17 protein-coding genes are annotated in these 15,190 nt (G+C 58.7%); 9 read left to right on the top strand and 8 right to left on the bottom strand.

Features of this window, described 5'->3' with window-relative positions; all coding sequences use genetic code 11:
• The first annotated feature begins 1 nt into the window (after position 1).
• The gene (gene budC / locus F3H58_RS20610) at positions 2 to 787 is read left to right on the top strand and encodes a meso-2,3-butanediol dehydrogenase (protein ID WP_286169860.1); all 786 of its coding nucleotides are present in this window, start codon (positions 2 to 4) and stop codon (positions 785 to 787) included.
• Positions 788 to 842: 55 nt separating this feature from the next.
• On the opposite strand, the gene F3H58_RS20605 is transcribed toward budC, so the two are convergent.
• The 7 genes from F3H58_RS20605 to F3H58_RS20575 all read right to left on the bottom strand — a co-directional run bounded on the left by F3H58_RS20605 (position 843) and on the right by F3H58_RS20575 (position 5,815).
• Positions 843 to 1,277, bottom strand: coding sequence for a DoxX family protein (locus tag F3H58_RS20605; RefSeq protein ID WP_149743568.1), 435 nt, complete (start codon positions 1,275 to 1,277; stop codon positions 843 to 845).
• A gap of 183 nt (positions 1,278 to 1,460) precedes the next feature.
• Positions 1,461 to 2,237: an SDR family oxidoreductase gene (locus F3H58_RS20600; protein ID WP_062579293.1), complete on the bottom strand. Its 777-nt coding sequence runs from the start codon at positions 2,235 to 2,237 to the stop codon at positions 1,461 to 1,463.
• Between the two features lie 11 nt (positions 2,238 to 2,248).
• Positions 2,249 to 2,695, bottom strand: coding sequence for an ester cyclase (locus F3H58_RS20595; protein ID WP_149743567.1), 447 nt, complete (start codon positions 2,693 to 2,695; stop codon positions 2,249 to 2,251).
• Between the two features lie 25 nt (positions 2,696 to 2,720).
• Entirely contained in the window at positions 2,721 to 3,494 is a 774-nt protein-coding gene (locus F3H58_RS20590; protein WP_149743566.1) for an SDR family NAD(P)-dependent oxidoreductase, read from the bottom strand.
• Between the two features lie 73 nt (positions 3,495 to 3,567).
• Positions 3,568 to 4,176 (bottom strand): NAD(P)H:quinone oxidoreductase, encoded by a 609-nt coding sequence (gene wrbA, locus F3H58_RS20585; RefSeq protein ID WP_149743565.1) that lies wholly within the window; start codon positions 4,174 to 4,176, stop codon positions 3,568 to 3,570.
• A 118-nt stretch (positions 4,177 to 4,294) separates the two neighbouring features.
• Positions 4,295 to 4,891 carry an NADPH-dependent F420 reductase gene (locus tag F3H58_RS20580; RefSeq protein ID WP_149743564.1) on the bottom strand — a complete coding sequence of 199 codons (597 nt, stop codon included), beginning with the start codon at positions 4,889 to 4,891 and terminating at the stop codon, positions 4,295 to 4,297.
• A gap of 27 nt (positions 4,892 to 4,918) precedes the next feature.
• Positions 4,919 to 5,815 carry a pirin family protein gene (locus F3H58_RS20575; protein ID WP_149743563.1) on the bottom strand — a complete coding sequence of 299 codons (897 nt, stop codon included), beginning with the start codon at positions 5,813 to 5,815 and terminating at the stop codon, positions 4,919 to 4,921.
• A gap of 99 nt (positions 5,816 to 5,914) precedes the next feature.
• On the opposite strand from F3H58_RS20575, the gene F3H58_RS20570 reads away from it, so the two are divergent.
• Positions 5,915 to 6,829 carry a LysR family transcriptional regulator gene (locus F3H58_RS20570; protein ID WP_149743562.1) on the top strand — a complete coding sequence of 305 codons (915 nt, stop codon included), beginning with the start codon at positions 5,915 to 5,917 and terminating at the stop codon, positions 6,827 to 6,829.
• A 203-nt stretch (positions 6,830 to 7,032) separates the two neighbouring features.
• On the opposite strand, the gene F3H58_RS20565 is transcribed toward F3H58_RS20570, so the two are convergent.
• On the bottom strand, positions 7,033 to 7,917 hold the full coding sequence (locus F3H58_RS20565) for a LysR family transcriptional regulator (RefSeq protein WP_149743561.1): 885 nt from the start codon (positions 7,915 to 7,917) through the stop codon (positions 7,033 to 7,035).
• Between the two features lie 181 nt (positions 7,918 to 8,098).
• Here F3H58_RS20565 and F3H58_RS20560 point away from each other — a divergent pair, with 181 nt between their 5' ends.
• The 7 genes from F3H58_RS20560 (at position 8,099) to F3H58_RS20530 (ending at position 15,177) form a co-directional block, all read left to right on the top strand.
• Positions 8,099 to 9,091, top strand: a complete 993-nt coding sequence (locus F3H58_RS20560) for a hydroxyacid dehydrogenase (RefSeq protein WP_188129002.1) — start codon at positions 8,099 to 8,101, stop codon at positions 9,089 to 9,091.
• 32 nt (positions 9,092 to 9,123) lie between these two features.
• Entirely contained in the window at positions 9,124 to 9,807 is a 684-nt protein-coding gene (locus tag F3H58_RS20555) for an RraA family protein (protein WP_188129001.1), read from the top strand.
• A gap of 89 nt (positions 9,808 to 9,896) precedes the next feature.
• Positions 9,897 to 10,853, top strand: coding sequence for a tripartite tricarboxylate transporter substrate binding protein (locus F3H58_RS20550; protein WP_149743559.1), 957 nt, complete (start codon positions 9,897 to 9,899; stop codon positions 10,851 to 10,853).
• Positions 10,853 to 11,317, top strand: a complete 465-nt coding sequence (locus tag F3H58_RS20545; RefSeq protein ID WP_149743558.1) for a tripartite tricarboxylate transporter TctB family protein — start codon at positions 10,853 to 10,855, stop codon at positions 11,315 to 11,317. The genes F3H58_RS20550 and F3H58_RS20545 overlap by 1 nt, the downstream gene beginning before the upstream one ends.
• A gap of 11 nt (positions 11,318 to 11,328) precedes the next feature.
• Complete coding sequence (locus tag F3H58_RS20540) at positions 11,329 to 12,837, top strand: tripartite tricarboxylate transporter permease (RefSeq protein ID WP_149743557.1); 1,509 nt, start codon at positions 11,329 to 11,331, stop codon at positions 12,835 to 12,837.
• 70 nt (positions 12,838 to 12,907) lie between these two features.
• Positions 12,908 to 13,888, top strand: a complete 981-nt coding sequence (locus F3H58_RS20535; RefSeq protein WP_149743556.1) for a D-2-hydroxyacid dehydrogenase — start codon at positions 12,908 to 12,910, stop codon at positions 13,886 to 13,888.
• Between the two features lie 2 nt (positions 13,889 to 13,890).
• Positions 13,891 to 15,177, top strand: coding sequence for a glycerate kinase type-2 family protein (locus tag F3H58_RS20530; RefSeq protein WP_149743593.1), 1,287 nt, complete (start codon positions 13,891 to 13,893; stop codon positions 15,175 to 15,177).
• Positions 15,178 to 15,190: the final 13 nt, after the last annotated feature.

Here is a 15,190-nt window from a genome sequence, read left to right as displayed (position 1 = left end):
AATGAAGGAGTGTGTCATGTCAAAGCGATTTGATGGAAAAGTAGCAATCGTAACGGGCGGGGGTTCCGGTATCGGCGCCGCCATTGCCAACCGGCTTATTGAGGAAGGAGCGTTCGTGATGATCTCCGGCAGAACCGAGAAGCGGTTGTCGGAAGCTGCCTCTAAGATGCCGGCTGACCGCAGTGGCACCTTTGTCGCCAATGTTTCCTCACGGCCGGACTGCGACGCCCTTGTCGCAGCGACGGTCGAGCGGTTCGGCCGCATCGACACTGTTGTCAATGCTGCGGGCATGAATCTCGTCGGCACCATCGAGGAGACGAGCGATCAGGATTGGGACGAATGCATTGCCTCGGACCTATCCGGCGTCTTTTACATGAGCCGTGCCGCGGTTCCGCATCTGAAGGAGACCAAGGGTTCGATCGTCAACATCGGCTCCGTCTCATCCCTTGGTGGCGGCTGGAGCCATGCAGCCTATAATGCTGCAAAGGGTGGGGTTGCGAATTTGACCCGCTCAGCAGCCTGCGACCTCGGCAAGTTCGGCGTCAGAGCAAACACAGTGGCACCGGGACTTACTGTAACGGGAATGGTGGATGCCATCATGGATGATGACGCCCTTCTCGAGAAAGCCTGGGACCGGATTCCCTTGAGGCGGGCCGGCCAACCTGAAGAGATTGCCTCGGCGGTCGCTTTTCTTGCCAGTGATGAAGCTGCCTGGATCACCGGAATTGTCTTGCCTGTCGATGGGGGCCAGACCTGCACTGATGGCGGTCCGGAATGGGGTAAGTAACAACGCGAGAAGCCCGGACCATGGCCCGGGCTTTTCTTTTGATCGGGTACTTCGATTAGCGGCGGGCGTCGAGGCTGTAACGACCCGCGCCGAACGCCACGACCTGCAGCAGACCGCCGGCCATTGCGATGTTTTTGAAGAAGTGGATGAACTGGTTCAGGTCGCTGAGATTGTTGTGGAACGTCAGTGCCGTGGCAACGCTGAACAGGGCAAGGATCAGGGCGACGATGCGGGTCTGGAAGCCGAGGATCAGGGCAATGCTGCCCAGGATTTCGGTCGCTACTGCTGCGCCATAGGACAGAGGCGGGAAGGGCAGACCGACCATATTGATATAGCCGATCGTGCCGGCCGGGTCGGAAATCTTGCTGATGCCGGAGAGAAGAAAGATCGCTGCCAGAAGAACACGGCCAGCAAGGGGTGTTACACCGTGAACGAGGGTAGACTTGGAAAGGGTTTCAGCGCGCTGAGCGATTACTTCGGAATAAGACATTGACGTTTCTCCTAGATTTGTGGGGCGGAGCCACCGTGGCTGCGTCGTGAGGAGAAATTGCCACCGAACGATCAAGCGAAAAAGCTGGATAATTTCGGAGATAATCGTCGAGATTTTCGAACGTTCAGAACAAAGAAAAACCCGCGCTTGTGAGGGCGCGGGTCCGACTGGAGGGTCGAGAAATCAGATAACGGAGAGCAGCCCTCCATCCACGAGGAGCGCGGTGCCCGACACGTAGCTCGACAGGTCCGAGCCGAGGAAAGCGACAGCATCTCCGACTTCTGCCGGTTTGCCAAGCCGGCGAAGCGGCGTCCTCTGGCGAAAGCCCTCGGAGGCCTGGGCGATGCCGGGGCTGGTGCGAAGAAGCTCCGTGTCGATGGTGCCGGGTGCGACTGCATTGACGCGGATACCGTCGGGGCCAAGAGCGTCGGCCAATGATTTGGCCATCAGCACAACGCCGCCCTTGCTGGTCGAATAGGCGACGGTGATGCCGGCGCCAGAGATCCCGCCCATGCTGGCCATGAGCACAATGCTGCCCTGCTTGTTGAGTGCTTTCATCTGACGCGCAGCTGCCTGCGCTCCAAATAGCGGGCCATCGAGATTGACAGACATCAGGCGGCGGTAATCGTCTTCCGGAACCTCCGCCCCGTCTGTCTTCAGCGTAATGCCTGCATTTGCGACCATGACATCGACGCCGCCGAATTCTTCTGCCGCCGCAACCAGGGCGTCGTTGTCAGCCTTGCGGCTGACATCTGCTTTCACGAAGACGGATTTGGCCCCCAGTTTTCTGATCTCGGAGGCAGTCGGTTCACCGCCTTCGCGCGGTGCTTCCACGACGTCCGAGACGATAACTGCTTTGGCGCCATGTTCGGCAGCCCGAATGGCGATCGCACGCCCAATGCCGCTCGATGCGCCGGTTACGATCACGACCTTGCCGTCGAGAATGTTACTGTTGCTCATTGTGGTGATCCTTAATGTTCCGGCACTTTGGGGGCCGAGGAGGGCAGGGCGTCGAGTTGCTGCAGAAGATAATAGAGGTTGGCCACGCCCCAATGTTCGGCGATCTTGCCGTCGCGGATGCGCATGGCATCGACGGTTTCGAACTTGACCTTGCGACCGGTCGGCTCAATCCCAAGGACAACGCCCTGATGCGTGCCGTGATAGGTCTTGAAGGTCGTGACGATATCGCCGTCGACTACCTGCCAGTGGATCTCAGCATGGAAGTCGGGGAAGGCTTCGCGCAGAGCATGGTAAAGGCGACGTGCGCCCTCCTTGTCTGGCGTACCACCCGGTTGTGGGGTGTGGTCGAGAAAGTCGTCGGCGAAGAGCTCGTCGAACAGGTCGAAATTGCCACCGGACTGCACTTCCAGTGTGTTGCGGCGAACGAGTGATTTCAGTGCTTCGTGTTGTTCTGACATGGGATAATCCTTTCGAGGTTCGTTGTCAGAGTTCAAATCCACCGATCGTCATGCCGCCATCGACGGTCAGCATGTGTCCGGTGACATAGGAGGCGGCGTCGGAGGCCAGCCAGATTGCTGCAGCCGCGATTTCCTCCGGCCTGCCGCCGCGTTTCGCAGGAATGGCGTTCTGAGCGAGTGCCGCAAAAGCCGGGTTCTGCCGGCTGTTTGCCGCGACCATCGGCGTTTCAGTCCATCCGGGCGCAATCGCATTGACGCGGATGCCGTGCGCTGCATTTTCCATCGCGACAACCCGGGTCAGCCCTTGCACGCCGTGCTTGGAAGCAGCGTAGGCACTCATGCCTCCCGGTCCCGTTAAAGCAGCAACCGAAGCCGTGTTAACGATCGAACCACCGCCACTGCGCTTGATCAACGGGATCTGGTACTTCATCCCGAGAAAAACACTCTGCAGATTGACTGCGATGACCCGATGAAAGTCTTCCAATGGGTAGTCTTCAATCCGCTTTGCAGGGCCGGTTATCCCGGCATTGTTGAAGGCCGCGTCGAGCCGACCGGATGCAGCGTCGATCTGTTCGATCCATCCGGCGACCTGAAGTTCGCTCGCGACGTCTAGTTTGGTTGTGAACGCCCGGCCATCTTCGGCGCGGATAAGAGCTGCCGTTTGGGTGAGCCCGTTGGCATCGCGATCAGCCAAATGCACTGTCGCGCCGTCGCGAGCGAGCCCAAGTGCTATCGCCCGACCGATCCCAGAGCCTGCACCGGTGACCGCGACGACCTTGTTTGAGAAAAGCGAGGACATGACTTCTCCTTGCCAGCCGATCGCAATCGGCTGGTCTGGTTGGAGCTGAGTTTTAAGAGTGATTTAGGCGGGTTTAGTTGCGGGCAGCGACGAGAGCAGCTGCAGTGCGGGCGACGATCTCGCCCTGGTGGAAGGCGCCGGCGAGATCGATCTGCGAAGGCTGGCGCGACCCGTCGCCACCGGCAACTGTCGTTGCCCCATAAGGGGCGCCTCCGACGATTTCGTCCATGCTCATCTGGCCCTGGTGGCTATAGGGCAGGCCGACGATGATCATGCCAAAGTGCATGAGGTTGGTAATAACCGAAAACAGGGTGGTTTCCTGTCCGCCGTGCTGAGTCCCCGTTGACGCGAACGCTGCGCCCACCTTGCCGTTGAGAGCACCCCGTGCCCACAGGCCACCGGCCTGGTCGAGGAAGGCCGCCATCTGCGACGACATCCGCCCGAAGCGTGTTCCGGTACCGACGATGATCGCGTCATAGTCGGCGAGTTCCGCTACCGTCGCAATCGGTGCCTCCTGGTTGATCTTGAAGTGGGCCTTTTCGGCGGCGTCGAGCGGGACAGTTTCCGGGACACGCTTGATCGTAACGTCGGCGCCAGCGCTTCTTGCGCCTTCAGCGATTGAGCCTGCCATTGTCTCGATGTGGCCGTAGGACGAGTAGTAGAGAACGAGAACCTTGGTCATTTCGGTAACTCCGTGAGGATATTGGTGTCGATGAATGCAACATCTGCTTTTTTATCATTCGATAAAAGCTGCATAATTTGGTCCATTACGTTCGATTTTATCGACCGATTGGTGGCGCTCAGTCTCTTAGCAGGCTGAGCGCCACCAGCGGCTGCCCGAAATGCTGAAGAGAACCGGAGGCTTTGAAACTGCCAAGGTCGGACGGCGCAAAGCCCAAACGGGCGATCAGGTCTGCTACCTTCTTACTGGCCTCCGGAAAGTTTCCTGACAGAAAGAGAACGCGCTTTCCGCTCGCTTTCACTGGATCGGCAGCCAAGACAGCGGCCGGGAGGGTGTTGAACGCTTTCACAAGCTGAGCGCCTGGAAAGAGATCGGAGACGATTTCCGAGGACAGCCGGCCACCAAGGTCACGCGGCTTGAAAGCGGGAAAGTCAATAGCGTTCGTCGCGTCGATTATGGTGCGGCCATCCCAGGCTGCTTTTTTGCCAGCGACTTCCGGTACTGCGTCATAAGGCACGGCCAGAATAAGCACGTCGGATTGAAGAGCCTGATCGAGTTCGACAGCCTTCACCGTGCTGCCGAACTTGTCGGTGACAGGCTGAAGCGAGCCTGGTCCGCGTGTGTTGGCGATAACGGCGTCAACGCCTGCAGCATGGAAGCGTTCAGCAAGTGCAGAGCCGATCGCACCAGAACCAATGATTGCATAGGTAGTCATCGTATTTCTCCTTGATTAGATGGGGTTTCAGTTGAAGTTGTCGGGGAGGGGAATGAACTCGTCGTCGCCCGGCACGCCGGGGAATTGTCGTTCGCGCCACTGGTCGGCAGCATGGCGAATGCGCTCCTGGTCCGTGGCCACAAAATTCCAGCGGATGAACCGCTTTTCAGGAAGCGGCTCGCCTCCGAAGGCGAGAAACCGGGCTGGCTGGTTCGCCTTCACCACGATCTCCGCGCCCGGCTTGAACACGATAAGACGATCCGGCCCGTAGGTGCCGTCCTGCCCGATGATCTCGATTTCACCGCTGACGACGAAGATCGCTCGCTCGATATGCTCACCGTCGATCCTGTAGCGTGCTCCAGCCTCTAGCTGGATTTCTGCAGAGAAGAGGTCAGAGAAGGTGCTGGCAGGTGAGCGCCGTCCGTGCAGGGTGCCGGAGAGAAGCTTCATATTGATGCCCTCACCATTGATCGTCGGCAGTTCACTGGCGCCGAGGTGCTGAAAAAGCGGTGCAGTCTCTTCCTTTTGTTTGGGAAGAGCTATCCAGCTTTGCAGGCCCGTGAGCTTGCCCCCTTCCTTGCGGATATGTTTCGGGGTCCGCTCGGAGTGAACAATGCCGGAGCCGGCGACCATCAGATTGACTTCCCCGGGGCTGATCGACTGCACGTAGCTTTCGCTATCACGATGCAAAAGCTCGCCTTCGAGAAGGTAGGTGAGTGTTGAAAGACCGATATGTGGGTGAGGACGGGTATCGATCCCCTCGCCAGCGCCGAACCGCACAGGTCCGAAACTGTCGAGGAATATGAAGGGCCCGACCATCTGGCGCATGGCCGCAGGCAGCGCCCGGCGGACGGAGAAACCTCCGAGATCACGGGTCGAGGGCAGGATCACCTGCTCGATGTCAGCGTTAGACAAGTAAGACATTGTCAGCTCCGGCGGTTGAATTCGATGGAATGAAGGTAGGTCCCCTAGACGTTTCGGAAAACTCAGATAATTTCGGCGAAAACGTTCGAGGAATTAGAAATGTCAGATCCCGGCCAGCCGACGCTGGATCAGCTCAAAGTTTTCATCACGGTCGTCGAGTCAGGCAGTTTTGCCGCCGCGTCTAGGAAGCTCAACCGCGCCACGTCAGTGATCAGCTACACGATCGCCAACCTCGAAACGCAATTGGGTGTCACGCTATTCGACCGCCTTTCGACGAAGAAGCCGCAGCTGACTTTGGAGGGGAGGACGGTCCTCGCCGAGGCCAAGAGCGTCGCCCATGGTATCGATAATCTTCGGGCTAAAGTAAAAAGCATGCTGCGCGGGGTGGAGCCGGAAGTGCACCTTGCGCTCGACGTTATGCTTCCTGCCGCCCGCGTCATGGACGCGCTGAAGGCGTTTCGAAAAGAGTTTCCGAGCGTATCTCTTCGGCTTTATGTCGAAGCCTTGGGCGCCGTGACACAGATTGTGCTCAATCGAACCGCCGCGGTTGGCATCAGTGGCCCACTCGATGTCGAGATCGGGGGTCTTGAGCGCATCGGGGTTGGCTTCGTAAAGCTGATCCCCGTCGCCTCACCGGATCACCCATTGGCTGGCGGATCTCATCCACCGGGCGCGGCACGGGGACATATCCAATTGGTCCTGACCGACAGATCGCCTCTCACTCAGGGCCACGAGTTCGCTGTTGTGGGAAATCATACTTGGCGGCTTGCCGATCTGGGTGCCAAGCACATGCTGCTCAAGGAAGGCATCGGCTGGGGCAATATGCCGGAGCCCATGGTGAGAGATGACATAGAATCAGGTCGCCTCGTTCAGCTGGATCTTCCGGACTGCAAGGGCGGCCCCTACCGCCTTCAGGCCGTATACCGCACCGATACGCCGCCAGGGCCCGCCGCACGCTTCTTGATTGATCATTTCCAAAGCCAGGACATTGATGATCCGATAGCGGCCGGCTAGACCTCGGAAAACATGCTTGCATGTTTCAGGTTTGCGATCCGCCGGGCCAGGACGGTGAGGAAGTGTACAATGCCGCGCTCACCACAACATTTCCACATTATCAAGCGCTTAGCGGATCTGGAGAGTGATGAGGGTTCGTATCTCTTCAAGAGCCGGAACCAACAAGGTTAGCTTGTGCTATCCAGTCATCGACGCAAAAGCGCTCAACCACGAGCTATACCGTAGGGATCGCTGAGCCTGCTCAGGTGTTGATGCAGACGATCTATGATCGCTGCGCGCGTGCCGGCCCGCCTTTGCACTAGCCCGATCGGCCGCAATATCTGCGGTTCACCAAATGGCGCCGAAACGAGGGGAGCAGTGATATCGCGCAACGCGATCCAAGGAACCACAGATACTCCGAGCCCATGAATCACGCACGAAACTACAGAAGCAATCGTGTCTATCTCGGCTATCAGGTTTGGCACGATACCGGTTTTTGCAAGCTCGGTCTCGATAATCTGGGCCAGTCTAAACCTGCTGTTGAACCTGACATAAGGCATCGTCGACAGCATATCGAGGCCGGACATCTGAGGAGTTCCCTCAGGACCGATGACCAGCAAAGGTTCGTTGATGAAGGGGTGCCACCTCAACGCTGAAGGAATTCCGGAGTATTCGGCAACCATCGCGCAATCCAAGCGGCCGGACAAGACGTCGTTCATCAGTTCATCCGTATTGGCGACCTGAAGCTTGATCCTGAGGTCGGGATAGTCGGCCTTGAGAGCAACTATTGACAGAGGGAGGAGCGAAAGCGCACTCGAGCGAACGGAGCCGATCGTGAACGTGCCGCTTACGGCTCTGCCAGAGATCGCGTCAATGATGTTATCTGCATCACGAACCAGGGTACGAGCTGCTTCGAGCATCTGTAGACCGTGGCCATTGAGCGTGATTGGCCTTGTCGAGCGATCGAAGAGTTCTGCCCGGACCTCCATTTCCAATGCTTGAATTTGCTGACTGACCGCTGACGGAGTAAGGCCAACAGCTTCCGCAGCTTTCGCAAAGGTGCCGTGCTCGGCGATCGCTACAAGCGTCTTGAGCTGTCTGGTATCCATGGCCCGCCCCTATATAATTAAGAAAATCTGTTCAAGAAAACCAGAATTATTCGCTTTAATCAAGGCTGTCTTATGTTACGTTCTCCTCAGGAGACGCCAGGGAGGACCTTTGGCGTATGGGAGGATGGCTAACGGTGCGCAAGCAGTGCCGCGTCCTCGCGCATTCCATTTTGAGGTACGCATGGGAAGCCGAAACATCCTGGTCACTGGACCAGCCATCAACGAACAAGCAGTCAAGCTGATCGCCGAGAACGGCTATCAGGTGTCTTACGTTCCCCCTTACACGAGCGAAGACGACCTGGTCCGGATTGTGACGGAACTTGATCCTGTCGGCGTGGTGGTGCGCATGGGGCGGTTCGGCTCCGCAGCGATTGAAGCCGCGCCCTCGCTACGTGTCCTTTCGAAACATGGGGTCGGGGTGGACAATATCGATGTCGACGCCGCGTCTCGCCGCGAAATACCCGTTGTCGTCGCCGCTGGTGCAAATGCGCTTTCGGTCGCTGAACATGCGATCGCCCTCCTTTTTGCAGTAGTAAAGCGAATTGTGCCGCTCGACAGCAGCCTGCGCGCTGGGCGCTGGGAAAAGGCGGGCTTTGCTGGCAAGGAACTGGCTGGCATGACTATCGGCCTTGTCGGCTTCGGAGCGATCGCTCGCCATACCGCTGCCTTCGCCAAGGGGCTTGGCTTGCAGGTGCAAGCGTTCGACCCCTTTACCGACGAAGCGGCATTTGTCGAGGCAGGGGTCACCCGGGTCGCCGATGTCGACGACCTTATCGCGTCGTCCGATATTGTCAGCCTTCATTGCCCACTTACTCCCGAAACCCGTAACCTGTTTGATGACCGCCGTCTCGGCCTGATGAAATCTGGTTCATTCATCATCAACACAGCCCGCGGCGGACTGATCGATGAGGATGCCCTTCTTCGTGCCGTTGAGAGCGGACAAATCGCCGGGGCGGGGCTCGACACCTTCCAGAACGAACCGCCCGCGGACAATCACCCATTCTGGCAGAACCAGCGGATCGTCGTCACACCGCATATCGGCGGGGTCACCCAAGAGGCCAACGTTCGCGTCGGCGTGGACGCGGTGGAAGGGATTTTCGCCATTGTGGAAGGACGTTCGCTTGGCCGTGAGAGGATCGTGAACCACCGGGCACTGGCCAAGACTCCCGCCTGATAAAACCCAATCAAAAGCTTTAGGAGATCAAGTTGACTATAGGATTCCGAGTTCGCAACAGGGACAGGGTCATCGACCAGGAATGGATCGACAAGTTCCGAGCATTACCGGTCGCAAATATCAGCGACAGCATGCACCGTATGTATGCGGGGGGCGCTCAACTCCGTCCCATGCATCGCGAAGGAAAACTCGTAGGCCGTGCGCTGACGGTCAAGGCGCCCCCCGGCGATAACCTCATGCTGCACAAAGCGATGGATATGGCCGTTGATGGCGACGTAATCGTCATGGATGCAGCCGGGGATGTGACCCACGCGCTGATGGGCGAAATGATGCTCGACTACGCTCACCGTCGCGGCGTTGTCGGCTTCGTTCTCAACGGTGCGATCCGCGATGCCGATGCGTTTCTCGAGATGAACATCCCGTCCTATGCAGTCGGCGTCACCCACCGCGGCCCGTACAAGAACGGGCCGGGCGAAATCAACACGCCGATCGCCATCGGAGGCATGGTCATCATGCCTGGCGACCTGATCGTCGGCGACGCGGATGGCGTTGTCGTGGTCCCGATCGATGATGCCGCAGAGGTCTACGAAAGGACGGTTGCCAAGCACGCCGCCGAGCAGAAGCAGATCGAGAACATCAAGTCCGGCACGCACAACCCGACATGGTTCAATGACGCCCTCGTCAAGGCCGGATGCGAGCTACCGTCGACGAACTGAACGATGCTGGCCGATGTTCCGGAGGGGAAACATCGGCCAGTCTAAAATGCTCAGAAATACACCAATCGATACTATCCTGGGAGGATAAGATGAAGCATTTGATGAGGAATACCGCACTTGCGACGACGCTGCTTTTTGGCGCTGGCGTTGCCCATGCTGACTGGCCTACCGACCGTCCGATTGAATTCATCGTGGCGTTCGCTCCGGGCGGTGGCACCGATGTGATGAACCGGACTCTGGCTCCTTTCGTCGAGAAAGAGTTGGGCGCGAAAATCACCATTTTAAACCGTCCCGGCGCTTCGGGCGAAATTGCCTATACTGCAATGACGCAAGCCCGGCCTGACGGCTACACGGTTTCCTCGCTAAACACGCCTGGCTATCTGACGATGCAAATGGACCGCAAGGTGCGTTTCGATCCCGCAAAGCTCTGCCTTGTTGCCCGTATCGTTGAGGACCCAGGCTCGTTCATCGTCCAGGCCAATTCCAAGTTCAACACGCTCAAGGACCTCGTCGCCTATGCCAAGGAGAACCCCGGGGCCGTCACTGTCGGCACGACCGGTCTGGGAACTGACGAACACCTCGCGATGCTCCAGTTGGAAAAAGCCGCAGGTATCGACCTGACAGCCGTCACTTTCAACGGTGCCAACGAGGCTCGTACCGCGCTTTTGGGTGGACACGTCGATACGATCGGTATCAACGTCGGTGAATACGTGGGCAGCGATCACTCGGCGTTCAAGAATCTCGGTCAGTTCGCGGACGAACGTGCCTCGATCGCTCCCGACCTGCCGACTGCAAAGGAGCAAGGTTTCGAAGTCCTGATGAGCTCTGAGCGTGGTATCGCAATGAGCTGCGATGTTCCCGATGAAATCCGTACGAAGTTCTCGGGCGCGATCAAAAAAGCCCTCGACAATCCCGAGTTCCAGGCAAAGGCGAAGCAGATGTCGCTCGCTCTTTCCTATCGCTCATCTGAAGAGTGGAACAAGGAGCTTCCCCTGCGCGGTGAACGCCTGAGCGCGATCTGGAAGCTTGCCAAGGAACAGAAGTGATGGCCGCCCCCCGCAAGGCTGGAGGGACCGGTGACCGGCCGGACCTCTTCACCGCGGCGCTATTCATTGCCTTTGGCGCGCTTGGCCTTTGGGCCGGGCGCGACCTGACCATGGGCACGGCATCGGCCATGGGGCCAGGTTATCTTCCAAGAATAGTATGCTGGCTTCTCATCATCATCGGTGCGGCGGTTGGCGGGTTCGGCGCGGTCCGTGCCCGCGAAGATATCGCCAAACCAAAGCTTTGGCCGCTGGTGATCATCCTGGCGGCAGTCGTTGGATTTGCCTTCATCGCGGAGTTCTTTGGTTTCGTTGCGGCTTCCGTCTGGTTGCTTCTTGTTGGCAGCATCGCCGACCGGGATTCGAGGCTTCGCGAGGTCATTCTGCTCACCGCTGGGCTGACAGCGTTTGGCGCATTGGTCTTCATCGTCGGGCTTGGCGTTCAAATGCCCATCTGGCCGTTCTGAGGAGGAAACAAATGAACTTCGTCGACCTTCTCATGCTCGGATTCAGCGAGGCTTTGACGCCCACCAATCTCGGCTTTTGTCTTCTTGGCGCTCTCCTAGGCACACTGATCGGGGTGTTGCCCGGTATCGGACCGACAGCAACAATCGCCGTTCTGCTGCCAGTCACGTTCTACCTTCCGCCTCTTGCCGGGCTGATCATGCTCTCTGGAATTTATTATGGCGCTCAATATGGAGGTTCAACGACTGCTATCCTTGTCAACCTGCCTGGCGAAGCGTCATCGGTCGTCACCGCTGTAGACGGTTATAAGATGGCTCAACAGGGGAGGGCCGGCTCGGCGCTTGCTGTCGCCGCACTTGGTTCTTTCTTTGCAGGGACCGTTGCGACATTTGGCATTGCTATCGCAGGACCCACGCTGTCGTCTTTTGCGCTCTCGTTTGGACCGGCAGAGTACGTTTCACTGATGCTCTTTGGACTTCTGGCCGCAACAATCCTGGCGCGAGGGTCCGTCCTGAAGGCGATCGGCATGATCCTTCTCGGGTTGTTGCTAGGCATGGTTGGCATTGACGCAAGCTCTGGTGAAGAGCGCCTCACGTTCAACGCTGTCGAACTTTTCGATGGCATCGACTTCGTGGTTATCGCTATCGGGCTGTTCGGCTTCTCGGAGATCATCGAGAACCTTGAAAATGTCGAAGCCCGAGGCGTTCTGGTCAGCAAGCTTAGCCGGCTGTGGCCCACGCGGGAAGACTTCCGGCGTGCATGGCCAGCCGTGTTGCGGGGAACCGGCGTCGGCACGCTTCTCGGCGTCTTGCCAGGCGGGGGTGCAACGCTCGCATCGTTCTGCGCATATTCCGTGGAAAAGAAGGTGTCCAAGCGGCCCCAAGAGTTCGGCGAAGGTGCAGTTGAGGGTGTCGCTGGACCGGAGGCTGCCAACAACGCGGGCGCGCAATCGTCGTTCATCCCGCTTCTAACCCTGGGCATCCCCTCGAACAACATGATGGCAATGATGCTGAGCGCCTTCATCATCCACGGCATCACCCCAGGGCCTACGGTGCTGGCAACCCAGCCGGAAATTTTCTGGGGTCTCGTTGCCAGCATGTGGATCGGTAACCTGATGCTTGTCGTCATCAACCTGCCCCTGATCGGGGTCTGGGTAAAACTGCTGACAGTACCCTACCGGCTGCTCTATCCGGCAATTCTTCTCTTCTGCTGCGTCGGCGTCTACAGCATCAACAACCGCATCTTCGACGTGGCTCTGGCCGCAGGGTTCGGACTGCTCGGATACGCCTTCCGCAAGGCAAAATGCGAGCCGGGTCCGCTGCTTCTGGGGTTCGTGCTTGGACCGCTGCTGGAAACCAACATCCGTCGTGCTTTGACGATCTCTCACGGAAATCCCAGCGTGTTCGTGGAGCGGCCGATCAGCCTCGTTCTTCTGATCGCGACAGCCGGAGTCCTTCTCCTGATGATCCTGCCATCGTTCCGTAAAACCCGCGAAGAGGCCTTCCAGGAAGAAGAAGCCTAAGGCCGATCTCCGACGAGCGGCCGCTAGAATGCGGCCGCTATTCTTTCCTTCAAACTCGGTGTTTTCTCCCATGTCTGATGCTGCCAGCAAACCTCTTCGCGTCGTTCTACTTGATCGCAAGACGTTGCCCGACGACATTCACTTTCGTGCGTTCTCGTTCGCCAACGAACTCGTAGCGTTCGACCAAACGGCTCCCGACGAGGTGTCGGAACGCATCAAGGACGCCGACATCGTCATCACAAACAAGGCTCCCGTGCGAGGTCCGGCGATCGCATCCGCGCCAAACCTCAAGCTGGTCGCCGTGGCAGCGACCGGGACCGACGTCGTCGACATCGCCGCATGTGCGCAGCAAGGGATAACGGTCTCAAACATCCGCAATTATGCGGTTAATACGGTTCCTGAACACACCTTCGCTCTGATCCTCGCGCTTCGCCGCAGCCTTCTGGCCTACCGCAACTCGGTGCAGGCCGGACGCTGGCAAGAAGCGAACCAGTTCTGTTATTTCGATTTCCCCATCAACGATCTCGCAGGCTCGACTCTCGGCATCATCGGTGACGGCGCGCTCGGGCGCTCGGTGGCCGATCTCGGCCGGGCTTTCGGAATGAAGGTTCTTTTCTCCGACTATAAGGGGACCAGGGGAATGGGCCCACTTTATACGCCCTTCGAGAAGGTCCTCGAAGTCAGCGACGTCATCACGTTGCACTCCCCCTTGATGCCCTCGACCCGAAACATGATCTCCGCCGCAGAGTTCGCAAAAATGGCCAAGCGGCCGCTCTTGATCAACACCGCGCGCGGCGGTCTCGTCGACGAGGCCGCGCTGGAGCATGCCTTAAGAAGCGGCCAGATAAGCGGCGCTGGCTTCGACGTGGTCACCACCGAGCCTCCGGCACAGGATCACCCGCTCATGCGCCTGCTTGATCTGCCGAACTTCATCCTGACTCCGCATGTGGCGTGGGCGAGCCGCGAGGCGGTTCAGTCGCTGGTCGACCAGCTGATCGACAACGTGGAGGCGTTCGAGCGCGGCGCCCCCACGAACATTGTGGCCGCTTGATCGTGGCGGCCTTACCGGACACCAGAGCTTTCCTGTCGGACCTGTTCCGCGCTGCAGTCGCTGCCGCCGATCCCTATGAAGCGATCAAGTCAAACCTTCCACCACAGCCGAAAGGGCGCACCGTCGTCGTGGGCGCCGGCAAGGCATCGGTGGCGATGGCGCGCGCATTCGATGCTCTTTGGGAGCGCCCGCTCGAAGGCGTCGTTGTGACGAAGCACGGGACGGCTGCGCCGTGCGGTCGCATAGAGGTCATCGAGGCCTCTCATCCGGTTCCCGACGAAGCAAGCCTGGAGGCATCCAGGCGATTGCTCGACGCAGTTTCCAATCTTAGCGAAGATGACCTCGTGTTGACCTTGATATCCGGAGGCGGGTCGTCCTTGCTGGCATTGCCCTCGGACGGTCTGACGCTGGATGACGAGATTGCCGTTGCGAGGACGCTCCTCTCGTCAGGAGCTCCGATCTCGGCGATGAACACCGTCAGGACCCACCTTTCGAAGATCAAGGGCGGACGCCTGGCCATCGCCGCCTCTCCGGCGAAGGTGGTGACGCTGATCGTGTCCGATATTCCGGGCGACGATCCCGTTCTGGTTGCCAGCGGCCCGACCGTTCTATCGCGCTCGACCCCCGAAGATGCCCTTGCCGTCATCGAGCGATATGGCATGGCGCTGCCGGGACACATCATCCAGCATCTTCAAGAGGCGACCGACACCGACCTAGACCATCCATGTTTTCGCAACAATGAGGTCAAGATCATCGCATCCGCACGCGCTTCAATGGAAGCCGCGGCGGCACTCGCCCGACAGCGAGACGTCTCGGCGGTGATCTTGAGCGACGCCATCGAAGGCGAAGCAAGGGAGATCGCCAAGGTTCACGCCGCGATCGCCAAGGAGGTCGCTAGCAACGACCGGCCGTTCCGCAAGCCCGTGGTGATGCTTTCGGGAGGGGAGAGCACGGTCACGCTTCACGGCAAAGGCAAAGGCGGACGAAACACTGAGTTCCTTCTTTCGCTCGCAATCGAGATTGCTGAGCATGGAGACATCGCGGCTCTTGCCGCAGACACCGATGGCATAGACGGGTCCGAAGACAACGCCGGGGCATTTGTCGACGGAGGGACGGTGACGAGGCTTCGAGCCGCAGGTCTCGATCCTCATGGCCTGCTTGTTTCGAACGACGCGTGGACAGGTTTTAATTCGACAAGTGATCTGTTCGTTACCGGGCCGACCGGAACCAACGTCAATGACTTCCGGGCAATTCTGATCGGGTCATCGGACATGCACGACAATCTATAATCGAATCGGCGCG

Source organism: Rhizobium sp. NFACC06-2 (assembly GCF_900101425.1).
GTDB lineage: Bacteria > Pseudomonadota > Alphaproteobacteria > Rhizobiales > Rhizobiaceae > Agrobacterium > Agrobacterium leguminum.
Note: the sequence above shows the minus strand (reverse complement) of the source record. Positions and strands in the feature narration are given on the sequence as shown.

Coding starts and splice junctions, on each gene's coding strand:
- F3H58_RS20580 (WP_149743564.1), bottom strand. CDS start 4,891: ATGACTACCTATGCAATCATTGGTTCTGGTGCGATCGGCTCTGCACTT.
- budC (WP_286169860.1), top strand. CDS start 2: ATGAAGGAGTGTGTCATGTCAAAGCGATTTGATGGAAAAGTAGCAATC.
- F3H58_RS20565 (WP_149743561.1), bottom strand. CDS start 7,917: ATGGATACCAGACAGCTCAAGACGCTTGTAGCGATCGCCGAGCACGGC.
- F3H58_RS20535 (WP_149743556.1), top strand. CDS start 12,908: ATGTCTGATGCTGCCAGCAAACCTCTTCGCGTCGTTCTACTTGATCGC.
- F3H58_RS20595 (WP_149743567.1), bottom strand. CDS start 2,695: ATGTCAGAACAACACGAAGCACTGAAATCACTCGTTCGCCGCAACACA.
- F3H58_RS20575 (WP_149743563.1), bottom strand. CDS start 5,815: ATGTCTTACTTGTCTAACGCTGACATCGAGCAGGTGATCCTGCCCTCG.
- F3H58_RS20600 (WP_062579293.1), bottom strand. CDS start 2,237: ATGAGCAACAGTAACATTCTCGACGGCAAGGTCGTGATCGTAACCGGC.
- F3H58_RS20605 (WP_149743568.1), bottom strand. CDS start 1,277: ATGTCTTATTCCGAAGTAATCGCTCAGCGCGCTGAAACCCTTTCCAAG.
- F3H58_RS20545 (WP_149743558.1), top strand. CDS start 10,853: ATGGCCGCCCCCCGCAAGGCTGGAGGGACCGGTGACCGGCCGGACCTC.
- F3H58_RS20540 (WP_149743557.1), top strand. CDS start 11,329: ATGAACTTCGTCGACCTTCTCATGCTCGGATTCAGCGAGGCTTTGACG.
- F3H58_RS20560 (WP_188129002.1), top strand. CDS start 8,099: ATGGGAAGCCGAAACATCCTGGTCACTGGACCAGCCATCAACGAACAA.
- F3H58_RS20550 (WP_149743559.1), top strand. CDS start 9,897: ATGAAGCATTTGATGAGGAATACCGCACTTGCGACGACGCTGCTTTTT.
- F3H58_RS20590 (WP_149743566.1), bottom strand. CDS start 3,494: ATGTCCTCGCTTTTCTCAAACAAGGTCGTCGCGGTCACCGGTGCAGGC.
- wrbA (WP_149743565.1), bottom strand. CDS start 4,176: ATGACCAAGGTTCTCGTTCTCTACTACTCGTCCTACGGCCACATCGAG.
- F3H58_RS20570 (WP_149743562.1), top strand. CDS start 5,915: ATGTCAGATCCCGGCCAGCCGACGCTGGATCAGCTCAAAGTTTTCATC.